Origin of the sequence: Klebsiella michiganensis, from assembly GCA_000963575.1 — a bacterium.
Taxonomy (GTDB): domain Bacteria; phylum Pseudomonadota; class Gammaproteobacteria; order Enterobacterales; family Enterobacteriaceae; genus Cedecea; species Cedecea michiganensis_A.
Window position 1 is genome coordinate 2,408,249 of sequence record CP011077.1, and the last position, 14,946, is coordinate 2,423,194.

Sequence of the window (14,946 nt, forward strand, 5' to 3'; positions counted from 1 at the left end):
TGATTAAAGGCTGTAACCCGGCTTTTTCAACAGCGAATCCATCTCGGGTGCGATTTGCGTATCCCATACTTCGGCTTTCCAGTTCGACTGCTCAACCATCTTCAGCGCCACGGAGAGCGACTCGTCCTTCGAGCCGAAGTGCTTTTTCAGCACGTCGCACATCTCGCTGGCAACGGCCTGTTTCTGCTCATCGGTAAGGTCGCGAGGGAAACATTTAATTTCGATGTGTGGCACGGTGATTCTCCTTTTGTTGTTGAACAGTTGTTTTACTGCTTCACAAGGGGATCGGGCAAGGGCCGGGCAAAAGAAAGGCCAGTTTTTACTGGCCTTTAATCGTTACTGGATTTTTCGAACCGGTTCCTTTCTCACCGGCGCCTGTTCCGCTTTGTAATAGCGGGCGGTACTGCGAGGCAGCGGCGCTTTATTGCGAATGGCATCGGCAATCTTTTCACCAATCATAATGGTGGTAGCGTTCAGGTTACCGGTGATGATCTGCGGCATAATTGAAGCATCAACCACGCGCAGCCCCTGCAGGCCGTGAACCCGGCCCTGCTCATCCACCACGGCCATTTCATCATGCCCCATCTTACAGCTGCCGCACGGGTGGAAAGCCGTTTCCGCATGATTACGCACAAACTCATCAAGCTGTTCGTCCGTCTGGCAGTCGAGGCCAGGGCTGATTTCGCGCCCACGGTATTTATCCAGCGCAGGCTGCCGCATGATCTCGCGGGTGATACGGATGGCGTCACGAAACTCCTGCCAGTCCTGTTCGTGAGACATATAATTGAACAGAATACTTGGGTGCTCGTGCGGGTCGCGCGACTTGAGCTTCACGCGGCCACGGCTTGGGGAACGCATAGAGCCGACGTGGCACTGGAAGCCGTGCTCTTTCACCGCGTTTGAGCCGTTGTAGTTAATCGCCACCGGCAGGAAATGGTACTGAATATTCGGCCAGCTAAACTCTGCACGGCTGCGAATAAAGCCCCCCGCTTCAAACTGGTTGCTTGCGCCAACGCCGGTACCATTGAACAGCCACTCTGCGCCGATTTTTGGCTGGTTGTACCATTGCAGCGCCGGGTAAAGCGACACCGGCTCTTTGCATTCGTACTGCAGGTACATTTCCAGGTGATCCTGAAGATTTTCACCTACGCCGGGCAGGTCGTGAATCACCGGGATCTCCATGCTCGCCAGGAATTCTGCATCGCCCACCCCAGAGCGTTGCAGAATTTGCGGGGAAGCAATCGCGCCGGCGCTCAGCAGAACTTCTTTGCGCGCTTTCGCCACGGAATGCACCGGAGTGTCTTTCACAAGGTATTCCACCCCAACGGCGCGTAAATTATCAAAGATGATACGGTCAGTGGTTGCGTGGGTCACGATGGTCAGGTTCGCACGCTGCTTTGCCTCGTCGAGGTAGCCACGAGCGGTACTTGCGCGGCGGCCTTTAGGCGTCACGGTGCGGTCCATCGGCCCAAAACCTTCCTGCTGGTAACCGTTCAAATCGTCGGTGCGCGGATAGCCCGCTTCCACGCCCGCCTCAATCATCGCGTGGAACAGAGGATTATTACCCTGTTTAGGCGTGGTGACGGAGACCGGGCCTTCGCCGCCGTGATAATCGTTTGGGCCGATATCGCGGGTTTCCGCTTTCCGGTAGTAAGGCAGGCAGTCCAGATAGCTCCAGTTCTCCAGGCCCGGCATCGACGCCCAGTTGTCGAGGTCCATCGCGTTTCCGCGGATGTAACACATACCGTTAATCAGGGATGAGCCGCCCAGCCCTTTGCCTCGCCCGCACTCCATGCGGCGGTTGTTCATAAACGGCTCTGGGTCTGTTTCATAAGCCCAGTTGTAGCGCCTGCCCTGCAGCGGAAACGCCAGTGCTGCGGGCATTTGGGTACGGAAGTCAAAGCGGTAATCCGGGCCACCGGCTTCAAGCAGCAGGACGCTGGTATCGGGATCTTCCGTTAAACGTGCAGCTAAAACATTACCTGCGGAACCCGCTCCAATAATGATGTAATCAAATTCCATTCATCCTCCTCAGGTGGGGTTAAAAGATTGACTGATAGGTGCCCATCTCCAGTTGGATTGACTTAACCTGGGTATAGCTTTGCAGCGTCATCAGGCCATTCTCGCGGCCAATGCCGGAATGCTTGTAACCGCCGACCGGCATCTCCGCGGCAGACTCGCCCCAGGTGTTGATCCAGCAAATGCCGGCTTCAAGCTGATGGATAACGCGGTGCGCGCGAGTGAGATCGTTAGTCACAACTCCGGCAGCGAGGCCGTAATCCGTGTCGTTGGCGCGGCGAATCACTTCTTCCTCGCTGTCATAGCTGAGGATCGACATCACCGGGCCGAAGATCTCTTCCCGGACGATTTTCATCTCATCGCGGCAGTCGGTGAATACGGTTGGTGCCACCCAAGCCCCGTTATCAAAGCCTTCCCCGCGTAGTTTGTCGCCCCCGCACAGCAGCGTGGCGCCCTCTTCGCGGCCAGACTCGATGTAGCGCATGACGTTTTCGCGGTGCGGGAAACTGACCAGCGGGCCAAAGTTGGTTTGCGGATCCATGACATCGCCCGCGCGAATGCGGCCCACGCGTTCCACAATTTTCTTCTCAAATTCCGCTTTCAACGCCGCAGGAATAAATACCCGGGTACCGTTGGTGCAGACCTGGCCGGAGCTGTAGAAGTTGGCCATCATCGCGATGTCCGCCGCCAGGTTGAGATCTGCGTCGTCGAAGATAACCAGCGGAGATTTGCCCCCCAGCTCCATCGTGACCTGTTTCAGCGTCGAACCGGCAGCATTCGCCATCACTTTCTTACCGCTGACAACGCCGCCAGTGAAGGAAACTTTGGCGATGCCCGGATGTTCCGTTAGCCGTTGGCCAGTCTCCGCCCCAAGCCCAGGCAGAACGTTAAAGACGCCGTCCGGCACGCCGGCCTCGGTGTAAATTTCTGCCAGCTTAAGGGCGGTAAGCGGCGTCACTTCGCTCGGTTTGAAGATCATCGCATTGCCAGCGGCAAGCGCAGGGGCAGACTTCCAAAGCGCAATCTGAATCGGGTAGTTCCACGCCCCAATCCCTGCGACAACGCCTAATGGCTCCCGACGGGTGTAGACAAATGAGCTATCCCGCAGCGGGATCTGCTGACCTTCGAGGGTGGTTGTCAGCCCGGCGTAATACTCCAGTACGTCTGCGCCGGTGACGATATCCACGCTGGAGGTTTCGCTGAAAGCTTTGCCGGTATCGAGCGTTTCCAGTTCGGCCAGCTCATCGTTACGCTCGCGCAGAATCTCAACGGCGCGGCGCAGAATGCGTGCTCGCTCCACAGGCGTTTTTGCAGCCCATACCTTCTGCCCTTTCTTTGCCGCGGCAACGGCGTGGTCAACGTCTTCCCGGCCTGCGGCCTGAACGACCGCCAGCACTTCGCCATTGGCCGGGTTGATGGTTTCAAACGTTTTACCACTTCGCGCGGCGACGTAGCCCCCGTCGATATAAAGCTGTTGTTCACCAAATCGGGACATAATTTCTCCTTACTAATTACTTTTTCACCGCAGCAATAAGATGCTGGTTGATAAATTGCGTAGTCAGTACGCTCGCTGCTTTGCGGTCAAACGGTTTGCCGCTTAAGGCCGCACGCAGCCACAGGCCATCTATCAGTGCGGCGAGGCCGTAGCCCGCCAGCCTGGCTTCTTCTTGCGGCAGTTCGCGCCTGAACTCGGCGGTGAGCGTGGACAGCAGACGGCGACTGCTCACCTGTTGTAATCGGTACAACATCGGCTGGTGCATGCTGCTGGCCCAAAACGCCAGCCAGGCTTTCATGGCCGCGCTGTGGGTCTGGGTATCGTCAAAATTCCCGTCCACAATCGCGCACAATCGCCGCGCGGCAGAAGCGCCGGGCAAAGCCTTCAGCCGGCCCACTACCGCATCGCGGAGCTGGGCCGTAACGTCCCGCATGGTGGCTTCCAGCAGGCCATTTTTATCCTGAAAATAATGGCTGATGATGCCGGTAGAGACCCCGGCGCGGCGGGCAATTTGCGCCACCGTGGCATCATGCATTCCAACCTCATTTATTGCGTTTAAGGTGGCGTCAATCAGCTGCCGCCGCCGTATCGGCTGCATACCTTTTTTGGGCATGGCCTCGCTCCATTCATAAATAATTATTATCTATTTAAGCGTTTATTGATTGAACGTTCAATATAAAATGTGTATTAATTGTTACGCAAAGGCAAGAAAACAGCGAAATAGTCGCTTTTCGGACAATAAAAATGAGGATTTTATTTGAATAAATTCAATGCATTAATATGAAAACCGCGATCAAGACCTTAAATTGATTATGGAATTGTTAAAAAACAATCTCACCTGCATTCAAAAGAAAAACTTAACTGCTCATCTGAGTAGTCACCGTTACTTAACCTGAGGTAATCGATGACGAAGCCCGTTACTCCGCCTGCTACCAGCGAAAAAGACAAAATCAACCCGGTGGTGTTCTACACTTCCGCCGGGCTGATTTTGTGCTTTTCCCTGATGACCATTTTCTACAGTGATTTCTCCGCAAATCTGATTAGCCACACCCTGAGCTGGGTCTCCTCCCGTTTCGGCTGGTACTACCTGCTTGCCGCCACGCTCTATATTGTCTTTGTCGTATTTATCGCCTGCTCCCGCTTCGGCTCCATTAAGCTTGGCCCGGAGCAGTCCAAGCCCGAGTTTAGCGTGCTCAGCTGGGCGGCAATGCTGTTTGCCGCCGGGATAGGCATCGACCTGATGTTCTTTTCCGTTGCCGAACCGGTGACGCAGTACATGCAGCCCCCGGAAGGTGCCGGGCAAACCATTGAGGCCGCGCGCCAGGCAATGGTCTGGACGCTATTCCATTACGGGCTGACCGGCTGGTCGATGTATGCGCTGATGGGCATCGCCCTGGGCTACTTCAGCTATCGCTACAACCTCCCGCTGACGATTCGCTCCGCGCTGTATCCTATTTTCGGCAAGAAAATTAATGGCCCGATTGGCCATACGGTGGATATTGCGGCGGTGATCGGCACGATTTTCGGTATCGCCACAACGCTGGGGATTGGCGTCGTGCAGCTCAACTACGGGCTGAGTGTGCTGTTTGATATCCCGGACAGCCTGGGGGCCAAAGCTGCGCTGATCGTGCTTTCGGTGATAATCGCAACCATCTCGGTGACGTCTGGCGTCGATAAAGGTATTCGGGTTCTTTCCGAACTGAACGTGGCGCTGGCGCTGGGCCTGATCCTGTTCGTGCTGTTTATGGGCAATACCGAATTCCTGCTCAACGCGCTGGTGCTCAACGTCGGCGATTACATCAATCGCTTTATGGGCATGACGTTAAACAGCTTCGCGTTCGACCGCCCGGTGGAATGGATGAACAACTGGACTCTGTTCTTCTGGGCCTGGTGGGTGGCGTGGTCGCCGTTTGTTGGCCTGTTCCTGGCCCGTATCTCCCGCGGCCGCACCATTCGTGAATTTGTCCTGGGAACGCTGATTATTCCGTTTACCTTTACGCTGCTGTGGCTTTCAGTGTTCGGCAACAGCGCGCTGTACGAAATTATCCACGGCGACGGCACCTTTGCCCAGGAGGCAATGGCGCATCCGGAACGCGGCTTCTACAGCCTGCTGGCGCAATATCCCGGCTTTACCTTCAGCGCTTCGGTGGCAACGATCACCGGCCTGCTGTTCTACGTGACTTCGGCGGACTCCGGCGCGCTGGTGCTGGGGAACTTCACCTCTAAGCTGAAGGACATCAACAGCGATGCGCCCAACTGGCTGCGTATCTTCTGGTCTGTTGCTATCGGCCTGTTGACCATGGGGATGCTGATGACCAACGGGATTTCCGCGCTGCAGAATATGACGGTGATTATGGGACTGCCGTTCAGCTTCGTGATCTTCTTCGTGATGGCCGGATTGTATAAATCCCTGAAAATAGAAGATTACCGCCGCGTCAGCGCCAGCCGTGACACCGCGCCGTACATGATGACCGCCCAGGATCGTCTTGGCTGGAAAAAGCGTCTGTCCCGCCTGATGAACTACCCCGGCACGCGATACACGCAGAAGATGATGGACACCGTATGCTACCCGGCAATGGAGGAGGTTTCTCAGGAGCTGGAGCTGCGCGGTGCCCGGGTGGAGCTTTCCATCGAGCCCCCGCTGCCGGATGAAAAACTGGGGCACCTTGAGCTGCGGGTACATATGGGGGACGAGCAAAACTTCGTCTATCAGATTTGGCCGCAGAAGTATTCGGTGCCAGGTTTTACCTACCGCGCCCGCAGCGGTAAATCGACCTATTACCGCTTAGAAACTTTCCTGCTTGAGGGCAGCCAGGGGAATGATCTGATGGACTACAGCAAAGAACAGGTGATTATCGACATTCTCGATCAGTACGAACGCCACCTGAACTTTATCCATCTGCACCGTGAGGCACCGGGCAACAGCATCACCTTCCCGAACGTCTAACGATTAACAGATCTTCTTATATGCGGCGGGCGTGATGCCCATTCGGCGCACAAACGCCCGCCGCAGCGTGTCCACCCCGGAAAACCCGCTTGCGGCGGGTATGGCTTTCACCGGCAGTTCGCCGGACTCCAGCAGTTGCCTCGCCCTTGCCACTTTCTCGGCTTCCAGCCAGTCACCCGGCGTGACCTGTAGTTCGTGATGAAACAGGCGCGTTAAATGCCGCACGCTAAGGTGAATGTGTGCCGCCATTTGCTGCACCGTTGCTACCTCCGCAATGTTGGCGATTGTCCAGCGCTGGAGATCCTGCAGCGCGCTGCGCCCGCTGAGAGAGGTTTTTTGGTCGCGGATAAAGTGGTTTTGGTTCACGGGCCGCTTAAAGAACATCACCAGATTTGCCGCGACGTCCTGCGCCACCTCCCGGCCAAGATCCTCTTCCACCAGCCGTAGGGCCAGATCTAACCCTGAAGTCACCCCCGCAGCCGTGCGTAACGCGCCGTCCATAACGTAAAGCGCGTCGGCGGTCACTTCTGTGTCGGGATAGCGAGCCGCTAAAAGCGATGATGCAGACCAGTGGGTAGTGACTTTCTTGCCCTTTAATAAGCCAGTTTGTGCCAGCAAAAGTGCCCCCGTGCAGACGGAGCCATAGCGGCGGCTTTGGGTACAAAGTGCGGTCATTTTTTCGCGTTGATCGGCGCTTAGCGTTCTGTGGGCCGCATCCGGCGCGCCGGCAACCAGAAAGGTGGTTTCCCACCCGCCCGCCGCCGCTTCAAGCACATCGTCAGCCAGCAGTTTCACCCCGGAAGAAGCGACAATAGTCTGGGTTTCCAGCGCAATAATCCGAGGCTGATAAACCTCACGGTGCAGCACGCGATTCGCCTCGGCAAATACGTCCAGCGGCCCCGAAACATCCAGCAGTTGAACCCCCGGCACCGCAAGGATCAGGATTTGATGCCCCATTCTTTTCTCCACGTCCTTAACTGCGGCACAAGTCTTAAATCGTCGTTATGCGATCATTTAAGACATTTTGAATGCGGCCTATGCTACTCCAACCCAACATGAGGAGAAAGAGATGAGCTTAGTAATTAACGGCATCGTTATTCCGGACACCAAAATGGCCCGTGAAGCTACGCAGCTGGTACGCGACACGGAATCAGATTTATTGTTCCACCACTCCAGCCGGGTTTACTACTGGGCGGCGCTGGCCGGACAGCGCCGTGAACTGAAGGTTGATCGCGAGCTGCTGTACATAGGCTGTATGTTCCACGACATGGGGTTAACCCACGAACATTGCAGCTGCGACAAACGTTTTGAAGTGGACGGTGCGTTTGCCGCGCAGGACTTTATGCGCCAGTACGGCGTCAGTCAGGCCGATATAGACAAAGTGTGGACGGCGATTGCCCTGCATACTACCCCGGGCATTCCTGAGTTTATGGCCCCGGAAATTGCGCTGGTGACGGCGGGGGTTGAAATGGATGTGCTGGGGATTGATTACGATAAATTCAGCGACGATCAGCGCGAACAGGTGGTGAAGCATCACCCTCGTCCGGCGGCATTTAAAGAAGAGATTATTCAGGCGTTTTACGACGGGATTAAAAGCAAACCGACCACCACGTTTGGCAACGTGAAGGCCGATGTCATTCGGGATAAAGAACCTGGGTTCGAACCACTGAACTTCTGCAGTATTATTCGCGCTTCCCGCTGGGCCGGCTAATCAACGTCAGGCGGGTGGCAAATTTGTCACCTGCCTTGTACGGCGGCGAGAGTATCCAGCCCGGTACCCGGCTGCGGATCGTGAGCAAAAGCGCCAATAACCATAAGAGAAAGGATGATTGCCAGAAAGATGTTTTTCATAACCTGTGTTAACCGCTGAGCCGCCTGATGAGAACCGCCGTTATGCTAAAAGAAAAAGGCTCAAATTGATAAAGGAAATTTTCAAAGTAACGTCAATTTTTGAATATTCCTCATATTATTCGGCCTTTTACCCTTGCGTCGGTTTTGAAACAAGATATATCCACTATCTACGCGCGTACCTTCACTATTTTATTTTGGGTTTTCGGGTGGATGTTTACGATCGTGGCGGATCGCCGCCGCTCGCTGGCACGAGCGGCGGCATCTGAGGGCAAAAAAATCAGGCGGCTGGTATCACGCCAATACGTACCAGCATCGCGGAGAACTCTTCGAGGGTGATGCCGTGGCGCGGGTGGTCGAAACGTAGATTGAAGTTTTTCTGCAGCAGGTCATAGACCTCTTGCGCCCGGGTAAACACTGGGGCATTTTCACCTGCGCTATAGAGCGTATTTTTCTCACCATTGGCCTTGTACAGGCTTAGCGTCAGGCACTGGCGGAAGTGCGACTGCGGCCAGGTTGCCACATAGTGATTCCCGACTTCATAATCAGAGAAGTACTGCGGTTCGAGGTTAAAGCGATACAGGTTAATCACTTTGTCGGCGTCATGGAATTTCAGCAGCCAGTCTTGTTCCACCCTTTCAAAACTGTAAACGCCATGCGTCGTTGGCTGCATTTCACCTTCCACCAGGCGAACAGGTTCGGGCAGCGTTTTACCGCCGAAGCCAACGTCGGCAATCCAGGCCTGGCCATCGAGGCGAACTTTTGTGAGACGGTGCGTTCTGGCCGGCATTTGCGGTGGGTTTGCCAGCAGTACGCGAGCCGCTAAATTTTCCACCTCAAACCCCAGCTCAGCTAGCACGTTGCTAAACAGGCCGTTTTGCTCAAAACACCAGCCGCCCCGCCCGGCCAGCACCAGCTTGTCAAAGATGCTCTCATCGTCAATATGGATTGTTCTGCCGAGCAAAACATCCAGATTTTCAAACGGAATTGCGCACGTATGCGCCAGATGCAGCGCGCGTAAAGTTTCCGCCGTGACGCTGCGCGGCCCGTGATAGTTAATACGGTCGAAATAAAGCCCCAGATCTAATGCCATGTTGCTGATTCCCTGCTGCGAATGAATGGCCTCACTATAAATGCGGCGCCCGACAGGCAGGTGATCGTTAGTGCTTTAGAGCATGCCGTTTCTGCCCAACACTTTATTCAACTCTGGCAGAGCACGAACCTGATTCGCAATAGCAGCTATCTTCGGCGTATGTTGGTCAAACCAGGCCTGTCGTGGGCGCCAGCGGGTCATCGCCGGCAGATACAAATCCAGCAGCGTTAGCTGCTTCCCAAAAATATAGGGGCCTGCACCCAGCTGGGTTTCAAACCACAGCCACAGCGACTCGCGGTAGCGATAAAGGTTTTCCGTCAATACCGTGGCCTCCTCTTCTACCCAACGTTCGCCGTAATCGCCGTAGGTGAAGGTGGGATAAACGTTGGCCACAATCCAGATAAGCAAGCGGAAAAACTGCTGCCGCTCCGACGAGCCGACAGGCGGGGCGTACTGCGGGTGGCGATCCAGGATCCAGAGCGCAATGGCCGCGCTTTCGGTCAGCACTTCCCCATTCTCCAGTACCAAAGTAGGCACCTGCGCCAGCGGGTTAATCACCAACAGCCGATCCCGCATCGGGCCGGGCGTATCAAACCCGTCCACGTCGATGAATTTGTAAGGTTCCTCAACCAGCGTTAGCATCAATTCAGTAATGGCTGACCCAAAACTCGACACGCCATACAGTTTGTACATAAGTTTCTCCCGGCTTTCGCGTTATGTGTAGAATAGCCGCCCTACCAGCGTCTGCGAGAAGGAAGCCTGCAATGAAAGCGAAATCTGTGACACTGTACGATGTTGCCGAGTCGGCAGGCGTGTCGTATCAGACCGTTTCTCGGGTGATCAATCAGGCTTCGCACGTTTCAGCGAAAACGCGGCAAAAGGTCGAGGCCGCGATGAAGGCGCTGAACTATGTGCCTAACCGCGTAGCCCAGCAGTTGGCGGGTAAACTCAGCCAGACGCTGGGGCTGGCCACAACCACCCTTTCCCTGCATGCCCCTTCGCAGATAGCGGCGGCGATAAAATCCAAAGCGGGTGAGATGCAGTTCAACGTGATGATTTCGATGGTTGAACAGCCCGGCGTAGCGGCGGCGATCGCCGCCGTAAATAGCCTGCTTGCCCAGCGCGTTGACGGGCTGATTGTGAACATCCCGCTGGAAACCGCGGAGGTGGAAGCCGTGCAGGTAGTCTGCGGCGATGTTCCCGTTTTGTTCCTTGATGTTTCTCCGGAAGTTTTGGCTAACCATATCGTTACCGACGCCGCGTCAGGCGCGGCCCTTGCGGTGGAGCATCTCGTCACTTTGGGGCATCGCCAGATTGCCTTGCTCGCCGGCCCGGAAAACTCTGTCTCAGCCCGACTGCGGCTTGAAGGCTGGCAGCATTCGCTGGCGCAGCATCAGCTTGCGCCTGTGGCTTTTATGCGCGGGGACTGGAATTCTCTTTCGGGCTACCACCAGACTAGCCTGCTTTTGCGCGACGGACAGAAGCCCACGGCGCTCCTTGTGGCTAACGATCAGATGGCGCTGGGTGCGCTCCGCGCTATCCAGGAGGCCGGATTAACGGTGCCGCAGGATATTTCCGTTATTGGCTTTGATGACACTGAAGACAGCGCCTGTTTTTTGCCCCCGCTGACGACCATCCGGCAGGATTTCAGGCTGCTCGGGGAAGCCAGCGTGAACGGCATCATGACGCTTATCCACCAGGGGGGCGCCCTGGCGGCGCTGCACCCGATTAGCCTCGTGGAACGCAAAACGACCGCCGCGCCGGGTAGCCCGGTGCAGCCTACGGCGGCGCAGTTGGCCGACGAGCTTTCTCGCCTCGCACACCAGATTTCGCGTCTGAAATAAAACCAGGATTCTTTGTGAGGCCCATCACCGAATACGGCGTGATGGCTTTACTCCTGCATATCCGTTGCTAAATTGTGAGCGAATAACATTTTCTGACAGGCGCCTCTCCATGACCTACACTTCACCTTCGCTTCAGGCCACGCTAGCCCGCCGGGACTGGGAGTCTCCCGGCGTGACCCAGCTTAACGCGCTGGCGGCTCATCCGCCATTTGCTAGCTGGCGTTCGCCAGATGATGCCAGAGATGATAAACGCTCACCGGCGCTGCAGTCCCTTAACGGGGAATGGGCATTTAGCTATTTCCCGCGTCCCGAAGCGGTTCCGGAGCGCTGGCTCAGCGAGGATCTTCCAGGCGCAGACGCCATTCCCGTGCCGTCTAACTGGCAAATGCTGGGTTATGATGCGCCCATTTATACCAATATTACCTATCCGATCCCGGTGAATCCCCCTTATGTGCCGCAGGAAAACCCTACTGGATGTTACTCGCTCACATTTGAGGTTGAAGATGGCTGGCTCTCGAGCGGGCAAACGCGGGTTATTTTTGACGGCGTAAAATCCGCCTTTCATCTGTGGTGTAACGGCGTCTGGATAGGCTATGCCCAGGACAGCCGCCTGCCCTCTGAATTTGACCTCAGCGCCGCGCTAAAAAAGGGCAGCAACCGTCTCGCGGTGATGGTTTTGCGCTGGAGCGACGGCACTTATCTCGAAGATCAGGATATGTGGCGCATGAGCGGTATTTTCCGGGATGTATCTCTGTTGCATAAACCGGAAACACGCCTCGCCGACATACAGTTGCAGACCGATCTTAACGCAGATTTTTCGCGCGGAGAGCTCCGGGCTTTAGTTAAAATTGAGGGGCAAAACATCAGCACCAGCGAAGTGCTGGTGCAGCTCTGGCGCGGAGAGACTCTGCTGGCGGCAAAGCAGCAGAGTATTGGCAGCCCGATTATTGATGAACGCGGCGCTTATCACGACCGCACCACCCTGCACCTGCCGGTTGAACAACCGCTGCTGTGGAGCGCCGAAGAACCAAACCTGTATCGGGCCGTGGTTGTCCTGATGCAAGATGACGATGTTCTCGAGGCTGAAGGCTATGACGTTGGCTTCCGCAAGGTGGAAATCACCGGGGGGCTGCTGAAGCTCAACGGCAAACCGCTGCTGCTGCGGGGCACCAACCGGCATGAGCATCACCCGGTAAACGGCCAGGTGATGGATGAAGACACGATGCGGCTCGATATCCTGCTGATGAAGCAGAACAACTTCAACGCCGTACGCTGCTCTCATTATCCCAACCATCCGCTGTGGTACAGGCTGTGTGATTTTTACGGCCTGTACGTTGTCGATGAGGCCAACATAGAAACCCACGGCATGGTGCCGATGAACCGCCTGAGCGACGATCCCGGCTGGCTGCCCGCGATGGCCGAACGCGTGACGCGTATGGTACAGCGCGATCGCAACCACCCGGCCATTATCATCTGGTCGCTCGGCAACGAGTCCGGGCACGGCTGCAATCACGATGCGCTCTACCGCTGGATAAAATCTAACGATCCTACGCGCCCCGTACAGTACGAAGGCGGCGGCGCAGACACGGCGGCCACCGACATTATTTGCCCGATGTATGCCCGGGTCGATCGGGATCAGCCCTTCCCGCAGGTGCCAAAGTGGTCTATTAAGAAATGGCCGGGACTGCCCGAAGAAAGCCGCCCGCTCATTTTGTGCGAATACGCCCACGCGATGGGCAACAGTCTGGGCGGCTTCAGTAAATACTGGGAGGCATTTCGCCAGCACCCAAGGCTACAGGGAGGTTTTGTCTGGGACTGGGTCGATCAGTCCCTGGTCAGGCATGATGCAAACGGCCTGGCCTGGGCCGCGTATGGCGGTGATTTTGGCGACACGCCGAACGATCGTCAGTTTTGCATGAACGGCCTGGTTTTCGCCGACCGCACGCCGCATCCTGCTCTGCAAGAGGCTAAACAGGCGCAGCAGTTCTTCCAGTTCCGCCTGTTGCCCGGAAACCAACTGGAAGCCACCAGTGAATACCTCTTCCGCTCCAGCGATAACGAGCGGCTGATCTGGACGCTCCAAAGGGAGGGTGAAGTGCTGGCCCGCGGCGAACAGACTTTACTTCTGGCGCCGCAGGAAACCCGAGTGCTTCAGCTTTCGCTGCCGGAGATAACCCAGCCCGGTGCCATCTGGCTCAATGTCGAAGTACGGCAAGCAGAGGCCACCTCATGGAGTGAGGCCGGGCATTGTTGTGCTCAGGCGCAGTGGCAATTGCCATCCGCGTTAGCCCGGCCGAATATCCTCCCCGCCGGCTCCGCCCCATTGCTGCAAACGGATGACAGGCATGTTGATGTATTCCACGGCGATCAGCACTGGCGTTTTGAGCGCCGCAGCGGTCTGCTCGGCCAGTGGTTTAGCCATCAACGCCCTGCGCTGCTCACGCCGCTGCAGGATAATTTTTCCCGGGCCCCGCTCGATAATGACATCGGGATTAGCGAAGCCGCGCATATCGACCCTAATGCCTGGGTGGAGCGCTGGCGGGCCGCAGGCATGTACGACCTGAAGCCTGAACTACTGAGTTTTAATGTGGACGCCTTGAGCAACGCGGTGCTGGTTCGCACCGCCCACAGCTGGCAGGGCAACGGTAACACGCTGTTTATCAGCCGCAAAAATTACCTTATCGACAGCGAGGGTGAACTGCACATTACGGTGGATGTAGAGGTTGCGTTCGGCACGCCGGCGCCCGCGCGTATTGGTCTCTGTTGCCAGCTTGCGGATCTCGCCCCGGAAGTAACCTGGTTTGGGCGCGGCCCGCACGAGAACTACCCCGACCGTAAAAGCTCGGCGCTGTTTAACCGATGGACGCTGCCGCTGGCGGATATGTACACGCCTTACGTTTTTCCGAGTGAAAATGGCCTGCGCTGCGACACCTCATCGCTGGAGTACGGCAGCCATTGTTTGCGCGGTGCGTTTCACTTCAATATCAGTCGCTACAGCCAGAAACAGCTGCGGGAAGCCACGCATCGGCATTTATTGCAAGAAGAGGCAGGAAGCTGGCTGAATATCGACGGTTATCATATGGGCGTGGGCGGGGACGATTCGTGGAGTCCGAGCGTTTCGCCGGAGTTCTTGCTCTCCGGGTCGCATTATCACTACGCCATCAGCTGGAAGAAACGATAATTGAACAAGCCGCGATTAAACCAGTGAAAGTTTATTTATAACCGCCTTCCCGAATACCTCGTTTCAGAATGGTATTCGGGAAGATTTAAATTAACGCGTTAGGCCAAAACTTTCATCGATAAGCCCTAAAATGAGTTCATCGGGTACCTGGGCAATAAGCACGGTGACCCAATGCTCTTTATTCATGTGATACGCCGGTAAAATACCGGGCTGCATTCGCAGCGAGCCGACGGCACCGGGCATCACCTTCACGTTGAGAATATCGACCACCTCATCGCTTTCCAGCCCCAGCTTTGCGGCAGAAATGCTCAGTACCACGCCAAACCACTTGCGCTTATAACGATGGCGCAGCACGGCATAGTCCTTAAACTTATCCCACGGATAGTCGGGCTCGACCTGATATCTGTCAAACACCGCGGTGAACAGCGCTTCTCGTTGCATCGTTTTTCCTTTACTGCGTAGCCCGGAAACCTTATCCGGGCTTGCGGCTAGTATAACCACAATCATTCGCAGCCGGTG

General features: G+C 56.0%; 12 protein-coding genes. 4 read left to right on the plus strand and 8 right to left on the minus strand.

What is annotated here, in order from left to right; translation table 11 throughout:
- Positions 1 to 3 precede the first annotated feature (3 nt).
- From VW41_11345 to VW41_11360, 4 genes are all read right to left on the minus strand, one after another.
- Positions 4 to 234, minus strand: coding sequence for a Tautomerase PptA (locus VW41_11345; GenBank protein AJZ89583.1), 231 nt, complete (start codon positions 232 to 234; stop codon positions 4 to 6).
- Positions 235 to 336: 102 nt separating this feature from the next.
- Positions 337 to 2,022, minus strand: coding sequence for a choline dehydrogenase (locus VW41_11350; GenBank protein AJZ89584.1), 1,686 nt, complete (start codon positions 2,020 to 2,022; stop codon positions 337 to 339).
- A gap of 19 nt (positions 2,023 to 2,041) precedes the next feature.
- Positions 2,042 to 3,514: a betaine-aldehyde dehydrogenase gene (locus tag VW41_11355; protein AJZ89585.1), complete on the minus strand. Its 1,473-nt coding sequence runs from the start codon at positions 3,512 to 3,514 to the stop codon at positions 2,042 to 2,044.
- A 16-nt stretch (positions 3,515 to 3,530) separates the two neighbouring features.
- Positions 3,531 to 4,127, minus strand: coding sequence for a transcriptional regulator BetI (locus VW41_11360; protein ID AJZ89586.1), 597 nt, complete (start codon positions 4,125 to 4,127; stop codon positions 3,531 to 3,533).
- Positions 4,128 to 4,418: 291 nt separating this feature from the next.
- On the opposite strand from VW41_11360, the gene VW41_11365 reads away from it, so the two are divergent.
- A complete protein-coding gene (locus VW41_11365) occupies positions 4,419 to 6,461 on the plus strand; it encodes a choline transporter (protein ID AJZ89587.1) in 2,043 nt (680 codons plus the stop codon).
- A gap of 3 nt (positions 6,462 to 6,464) precedes the next feature.
- Here VW41_11365 and VW41_11370 read toward each other — a convergent pair whose 3' ends face one another.
- The gene (locus VW41_11370) at positions 6,465 to 7,418 is read right to left on the minus strand and encodes an AraC family transcriptional regulator (protein ID AJZ89588.1); all 954 of its coding nucleotides are present in this window, start codon (positions 7,416 to 7,418) and stop codon (positions 6,465 to 6,467) included.
- Positions 7,419 to 7,530: 112 nt separating this feature from the next.
- Between VW41_11370 and VW41_11375 the strand changes: the two genes are divergently transcribed.
- The gene (locus VW41_11375) at positions 7,531 to 8,172 is read left to right on the plus strand and encodes a phosphohydrolase (GenBank protein ID AJZ89589.1); all 642 of its coding nucleotides are present in this window, start codon (positions 7,531 to 7,533) and stop codon (positions 8,170 to 8,172) included.
- Positions 8,173 to 8,589: 417 nt separating this feature from the next.
- Here VW41_11375 and VW41_11380 read toward each other — a convergent pair whose 3' ends face one another.
- Both VW41_11380 and VW41_11385 read right to left on the minus strand, forming a co-directional pair.
- Positions 8,590 to 9,402: an N-hydroxyarylamine O-acetyltransferase gene (locus VW41_11380; GenBank protein ID AJZ89590.1), complete on the minus strand. Its 813-nt coding sequence runs from the start codon at positions 9,400 to 9,402 to the stop codon at positions 8,590 to 8,592.
- Between the two features lie 75 nt (positions 9,403 to 9,477).
- The gene (locus VW41_11385; GenBank protein AJZ89591.1) at positions 9,478 to 10,095 is read right to left on the minus strand and encodes a hypothetical protein; all 618 of its coding nucleotides are present in this window, start codon (positions 10,093 to 10,095) and stop codon (positions 9,478 to 9,480) included.
- A 71-nt stretch (positions 10,096 to 10,166) separates the two neighbouring features.
- On the opposite strand from VW41_11385, the gene lacI reads away from it, so the two are divergent.
- Together lacI and lacZ are read left to right on the plus strand one after the other, a co-directional pair.
- Positions 10,167 to 11,246: a lac repressor gene (gene lacI, locus VW41_11390; GenBank protein AJZ89592.1), complete on the plus strand. Its 1,080-nt coding sequence runs from the start codon at positions 10,167 to 10,169 to the stop codon at positions 11,244 to 11,246.
- Between the two features lie 109 nt (positions 11,247 to 11,355).
- Complete coding sequence (lacZ, locus tag VW41_11395) at positions 11,356 to 14,427, plus strand: beta-D-galactosidase (GenBank protein ID AJZ89593.1); 3,072 nt, start codon at positions 11,356 to 11,358, stop codon at positions 14,425 to 14,427.
- A 90-nt stretch (positions 14,428 to 14,517) separates the two neighbouring features.
- Here lacZ and VW41_11400 read toward each other — a convergent pair whose 3' ends face one another.
- Entirely contained in the window at positions 14,518 to 14,868 is a 351-nt protein-coding gene (locus VW41_11400; GenBank protein ID AJZ89594.1) for an MmcQ protein, read from the minus strand.
- Between the last annotated feature and the right edge of the window lie 78 nt (positions 14,869 to 14,946).